Here is a 5,361-nt window from a genome sequence, read left to right as displayed (position 1 = left end):
GCTTCACCATGCCTTCCCGGCAGGGACAGAAGGCGCGGGAGGTGCGGCAACGGGTCTGGGTCAAGCGCACATCGGTTGCCGATGGCCGGGGCGGTAGGGTGGAAGTGAATTGCCTGGTGGCACGGGAAGAAGGCGCTCCCCATGGCGTGAAGCCGGTGGAATGGCGGCTGTTGACCAATCGGCCGATCGACAGCTTCGAAGCGGCCACCGAATTGATCGACTGGTACCGGGCGCGCTGGGAGATCGAATTGTTCTTCCATGTCCTCAAGAACGGCTGCCGCGTGGAGGCTTTGCAGTTGAGCACGGTGGAACGTCTGGAACGCGCCCTGGCGCTGTTCATGGTGGTGGCCTGGCGGATTGCCCGGCTCATGCGCCTGGGGCGTACCTGCCCCGATCTGGATGCGGCCTTGCTGTTCGAGCAGGATGAATGGCAGGCGGCCTATATCCTGAATCGGAAGAAGGTGCCGAAGACACCACCCAAACTCAACGAACTGGTGCGCCTGGTGGCGATGCTCGGCGGTTTCCTGGCGCGCAAGGGCGACGGCGAGCCGGGCGTGAAGACCATTTGGCTTGGCCTCCAGCGCGTCATGGATTTCGCCGCAGGAATCAGATTCGCTCGCGAGGCTCATGCACTATGAGTTGTGTGTAATGGAATGCGTTCAGTCCGGCGATGAGGTTACCCCGAACAGTGCCGGTCGTGGCGTCACCATCATCGAACTGGGCATCGATGGCTTGGGCAATCTTGGCAGACAGGTTATTGCTGCAAATCACTGGGCCGACCAGCCCTAGGCCCCCGTTCTGGACGCCAGTTCTGCCTTGAGCAGCATTGACTGGCTGGGTTCTGTCTGTGTTCGCGCCGCCAATCAGCCCAGCCAGCCGCAGATGGTGCCAGAACAGACAATCCTCGGTCACAGAGGCGTTGTTGCAGGCGGTATTGTAGGTACCATCCAAAATGCCGTTACCGTTTCCATCGCCAGTATTCGTCCAGCGTGCGACTGCACCCCTATCATCTCCGGGAAGAGCACGGTAACGATCCTGATACAGATTGATCGCCGCTGTTACCGACTGGAAGTCGTTGGCGACGTTGCGAATGCGGGCCTGGGTGATCAACTCCTGGCCCTTTAGAATGCCGCCGAGCAGCAGACCGATGATGACCAGCACGATGGCGATCTCGATCAGGGTGAAACCCGACTGGCGCTGCGGGAAGGGGTGGGGCATGGTGGAAGGCTCCATTGTGTTATTGCCTGGCGTGCGTTTTTGCAAAATGCGTGCCACCTGGTCTGTGTTTGTAATCATTTGATTTACAATAAAAAAATGAGAATAAACGTGCATTGCCCGGGGCCGGGTTGATGAAAATACGACGCGCTCGCCGGAATCCCGTCAAGTTTTTTGCTGCGCACAGCCGCAGCCGGACTGCATTTCCCCGATGGATTGCCGATAGCAGTGTCATGCTGAACTCCCCGCGCGCCGTGACCTGGTATGACCGAGTCCGCTGAGAACAGGCCGCGGCTGGCCGGCTTGGCCTCACTGGTCGGTTTTTTCACGCGGGTGGCGCCCGGACGCTGGCTGGCGCTGATGCTGCTGGCGCTGCATGCCGCCGTGGTGTTCGACGCCGAGGCGGCGGTGACGCGCGCCTTCCTGCTGGCGCATTACGGGCTGTTCCTGCTGTGGCAGCCGCTGGTGCGCAGCGAGGCGCGCATCGAGCCGCGCCTCGCGCTGCCGGTGTTCGCCATGGCGGCGCTGCTGGTGCTGGTCGACAGCACCTGGGTGATGGCGCTGTGGCTGGCGATTCTGGCGGGGCTGGTGGGCGCGGTGGCGGCTTCGCAGAACGCGCGCAGCCAGCGGCTGGCCTACCTGCTCGCGCTGGCCTATCTGCTGGCGCTGCTGCTGGCCTGGGTGCTGCCGCAAAGCCTGGGCGGCGCCGGACTGCCGGACGCGCTGCGGGCCGCAGTGCGCTACGGCTTGCCGCTGCTGCCGCTGGTGATCCTGTTCCTGCCGGTCAACCGCCAGCGCGGCGCCTCGTCGACGCTCGATTTCATCTACGGCCTGATGCTGTCGCTGCTCATCATGGTGATGGCACTGGGCGTATTTGCCGTGGTGGCGGTGGCCGGGGTGAGTTATGCGTGGGCGCTGGTGCAGACCCTGCTGGGGATGGCGGCGCTGCTGCTGACCCTGTCGTGGCTGTGGAATCCGCGTGCCGGGTTTGCCGGGCTGGGGCAGCTCACCTCGCGCTATCTGCTGTCGGTGGGGCTGCCGTTCGAGGGCTGGGCACAGCGCCTGGCGACGCTGGCCGAGCGCGAGCGCGATCCGGAATCCTTCGTGCGCGAGGCGCTGGCCGACTTGCACGAACTGACCTGGATCCGCGGCGGAAGCTGGCAGGCGGCACGCGGCGAGGGCAGTTTCGGCGAGCCCGCCGAACACGCCATCACCCATGCGTTTCATGGCTTGAGCCTGACCTGGCAATCCGCGCGCCCGCTCACCCCGGCGCTGGCGCTGCATGTGCGGCTGCTGTCGCAACTGCTGGGCTATTTCTACGCCGCCAAGGTGCGCGAGCAGACCCTGCGCGAGCAGGCCTACAGCCAGGCGATCCATGACACCGGCGCGCGGCTGACGCACGACGTGAAGAATATCCTGCAGTCGCTGAAAACCCTGCTCGCCGCCGCCGACATGTCCACGCCCGAGGACAGCGAGCGTCTGCTGGAACTGATGAAGCGGCAGCTGCCGCAGCTGGCGACGCGGCTGTCGCAGACGGTCGACAAGCTGAAGCAGCCGGCCGAGATGGACGTCGCGCACATACCGGCGCAGGCGTGGTGGGCGGGGCTGCAGACGCGCTACGAGAACGACGACGTGCAGTTCTTCGCCGAGGCGCTCGACGACACGCCGTTGCCGCAGGATCTGTTCGACAGCGTCGCCGACAACCTGCTCACCAACGCGCTGCGCAAGCGCCAGGCCGAGCCCGGCGTGGCGGTGGCGGTGCGCCTGGAACTGCAGCCGCTGGTGAGCCTGGCGGTGACCGACAGCGGCGCGCCGGCCCCCGAGCACGTGGCGCGCAACCTGTTCCTCAGCCCGGTGGCCTCGGATTTCGGACTCGGGGTGGGCTTGTACCAGGCCGCGCGGCAGGCGGCGCGCACCGGCTATCGACTGGAACTGCCGGACAACCAGGCGGGACGGGTGGCGTTCCGTCTGCAGGCTACGGACAACCGCCTGCCGGGCATACCCGGTTGATCAGCACGTTGAACGGCAGCCAGGCGACGAGGTCGTCGAATTCGCCCGCTGCGTCGCCCGGCCTGGAGGGGGGGCGGCTGACGTAGCGGTGGTCGGCGTCGAGGTTCTCGATTTCGTTGGCGCCGGGTGGCAGGGCGAGCGTACTGCCGTTGATGCTGCGTGCGCCCCAGCCGTTGGGGCCATGCGATACGATCACGACCGGCACATCGGCGGCCACGTCCACCGACGGACAGTCGGCCAGGGAGCAGACATGGTTCCACGTTGGCGTGGGCGCACTGCCATTGTGGAACCCCTTGGTTTTGTCGGTCAGGTCGGCATGGACGGCATAGCGCAGGCGATTGCCCCACGCGTCCTGGGCTGCCGCGCCCAGGGTGGTCCAGGGGAGGTTGCCGGTATCCCGCAAGCAGGTTCCGTCGGCCCTGCGGTCTTCCCGGCCATTATTGGCATCGCTCATGTTGCCATCGCCGTCATTGTCGATACCGGGCTCGAGATCGCTCTGTGCATCCGGGCAGGGCAGGTAATGACGTGTAATGGTTAGTGTGGTGTCAATTGTTGGGGGGAAGATCACTGGGCAGGAGGGTGGCACGGGACAAGTTGACGCGTCTGAGTCCCCATTACCATCAGCGTTGTAAGTGCAGGTACATGACGACGTGACTGAGCGCATGGCGTAGCCAAGAAGGGCCTCTTTGGCCTCCTGCAGCGTCTTGTTCGTCTCGGCAATCCGCCGCGCCTGGATCTGCGCCGACAGCGGCATCGCCAGTCCGCCGATCAGGATGGTGACGATGACCAGCACGATGGCCAGTTCGATCAGAGTGAAGCCGCGTTGGGAACTCATGGTGCGGATTCCTTCTCGCTGGGGGCGGCCGGCGTGGGCGGGAGCGGGCGCAATACCTGATAGGGTTCGTACACCCTGCCGTCGGCGCGGATCTGTCCCGGCTTCAGCCCCGATACGGCCGCGCCGTCGAGTTGCGGCTTGCCGTCGACCCAGCGCGTGGTCTTGCCGTCGGAACGGATCAGCATGCCGTCGAAACGCAGCGGTGCGGGCGTGGCGGGGACGGCGGTTTTGTTCTGGCCGCGCGGCTGGGTGAGGCTGCGGCTGCGCGCGGCTTCGAGCTGGGCGCGCTGTTCGGGCGTGTAGAACAGGCGCCCGGGGTCGGCGCTTGCTGCAAGGCCTGAACCACACAGGCACAGGGACAGGGAGAAAATCCAGGCTGAACCGTAATGCCCCGTTTCGCGCCGAACGGGCCGGCTGTTCCCTGTGCCTCCATGCCTCCGCGATGAACGGATTTTCATTGCGAAGTCCTCGATTCTACCGCCACGGTGAACCACAGCAGTTCGCATTCGGCCTGCAGGCGCGGCTGGTTGACCGGCTCGAACGACGCATCGCCGGGATGGGACAGCCGGCAGCCCTGCACGCGATAGATCCCGGGTGCGCGCGCCTTGAGCGCGTTCAGGAAGCGCATGAGATCGGTTTCCACCAGCAGCGGCAGGGTGAGGCTCATGCTCGTCTGTCCCAGCGGCAAGCCCCGGGCGAGCGCGGGAAGCGAAGCGGCGCGTGGCGTCAGCCGGTAATCCAGGCTGTAAAGCCCGGCATCGCGGTTGGCCAGTTGCGCCGCTTCGATCCAGGCCAGCCGGTCTTCTGCGCCGATAAAGCCGCGTGCGGTGAGCGCTTGATAATCGGCCAGGTGGGTGGCGATGAGTTGCTGCTGCTGGCGGCTGCGGTCGAGTTGCTGGCGCGCGCCGTTGAGCGCGCTGCGTTGCTGCTGCAGGGCAAGCCCGGCGTCTTGCGCCTGGCCGCGGCTCCACAGTATGCCGCCCCCAGCCAGCAGCAGTGCTGCCAGCACCAGCAGCAGCGACAGCTTGAGTGCGGCGAGCGGCGGGTGCTTCATGGCCGGGCCTCGCGGTAGCGCAGGCCGAGGCTGAAACGCGCGGCGGGGGATTCGCCCGCGCCGGCATCGAGCGTTCGCCCCGACAGGGTGCTGGCGGAATCGGCGTTCACCGGGCTGCTGCGCAAGCGCACGTCATGCAGGGCGGGCACGGCTTGCAGGGTATGCATGAACTGCTCGATGCGCTGCATGGCCGCGCGGTAATTGCCGTCGAACGGAACCAGCGAGGCGTCGAGGCTGACCCGCGTTC

At 65.9% G+C, this 5,361-nt stretch carries 6 protein-coding genes and 1 pseudogene; 2 read left to right on the top strand and 5 right to left on the bottom strand.

What is annotated here, in order from left to right; genetic code table 11:
• Positions 1-638: IS4 family transposase (locus tag BGO62_RS13350; RefSeq protein ID WP_296643357.1), on the top strand; the 638-nt coding region annotated here is incomplete at its 5' end.
• Here the strand turns inward: BGO62_RS13350 and BGO62_RS13345 are convergent.
• Positions 607-1,332, bottom strand: a complete 726-nt coding sequence (locus BGO62_RS13345) for a prepilin-type N-terminal cleavage/methylation domain-containing protein (protein ID WP_296643354.1) — start codon at positions 1,330-1,332, stop codon at positions 607-609. The genes BGO62_RS13350 and BGO62_RS13345 overlap by 32 nt on opposite strands.
• 147 nt (positions 1,333-1,479) lie before the next feature.
• Here BGO62_RS13345 and BGO62_RS13340 point away from each other — a divergent pair, with 147 nt between their 5' ends.
• Positions 1,480-3,225, top strand: coding sequence for a sensor histidine kinase (locus BGO62_RS13340; protein WP_296643352.1), 1,746 nt, complete (start codon positions 1,480-1,482; stop codon positions 3,223-3,225).
• On the opposite strand, the gene BGO62_RS13335 is transcribed toward BGO62_RS13340, so the two are convergent.
• The 4 genes and pseudogenes from BGO62_RS13335 to BGO62_RS13320 form a co-directional block, all read right to left on the bottom strand.
• A complete protein-coding gene (locus tag BGO62_RS13335) occupies positions 3,191-4,060 on the bottom strand; it encodes a type II secretion system protein (protein WP_296643350.1) in 870 nt (289 codons plus the stop codon). The two genes, BGO62_RS13340 and BGO62_RS13335, sit on opposite strands and share 35 nt — an antisense overlap.
• Entirely contained in the window at positions 4,057-4,518 is a 462-nt protein-coding gene (locus tag BGO62_RS13330) for a hypothetical protein (RefSeq protein WP_296643348.1), read from the bottom strand. Before BGO62_RS13330 ends, BGO62_RS13335 begins: the two co-directional genes overlap by 4 nt.
• Entirely contained in the window at positions 4,515-5,114 is a 600-nt protein-coding gene (locus tag BGO62_RS13325; RefSeq protein ID WP_296642162.1) for a hypothetical protein, read from the bottom strand. Before BGO62_RS13325 ends, BGO62_RS13330 begins: the two co-directional genes overlap by 4 nt.
• A pseudogene (locus BGO62_RS13320) lies at positions 5,111-5,361 on the bottom strand (monoheme cytochrome SoxX); the annotation flags it as partial. The pseudogene BGO62_RS13320 and the gene BGO62_RS13325, both read right to left, overlap by 4 nt.

This window comes from Thiobacillus sp. 65-1402 (genome assembly GCF_001897685.1).
Taxonomy (GTDB): Bacteria; Pseudomonadota; Gammaproteobacteria; order Burkholderiales; family Thiobacillaceae; genus Thiobacillus.
The sequence above is the reverse complement of the archived record's forward strand: the minus strand, read 5'-3'. Positions and strand labels throughout refer to the sequence as shown.

Coding starts and splice junctions, on each gene's coding strand:
- BGO62_RS13345 (WP_296643354.1), bottom strand. CDS start 1,332: ATGCACGTTTATTCTCATTTTTTTATTGTAAATCAAATGATTACAAAC.
- BGO62_RS13340 (WP_296643352.1), top strand. CDS start 1,480: ATGACCGAGTCCGCTGAGAACAGGCCGCGGCTGGCCGGCTTGGCCTCA.
- BGO62_RS13335 (WP_296643350.1), bottom strand. CDS start 4,060: ATGAGTTCCCAACGCGGCTTCACTCTGATCGAACTGGCCATCGTGCTG.
- BGO62_RS13325 (WP_296642162.1), bottom strand. CDS start 5,114: ATGAAGCACCCGCCGCTCGCCGCACTCAAGCTGTCGCTGCTGCTGGTG.
- BGO62_RS13330 (WP_296643348.1), bottom strand. CDS start 4,518: ATGAAAATCCGTTCATCGCGGAGGCATGGAGGCACAGGGAACAGCCGG.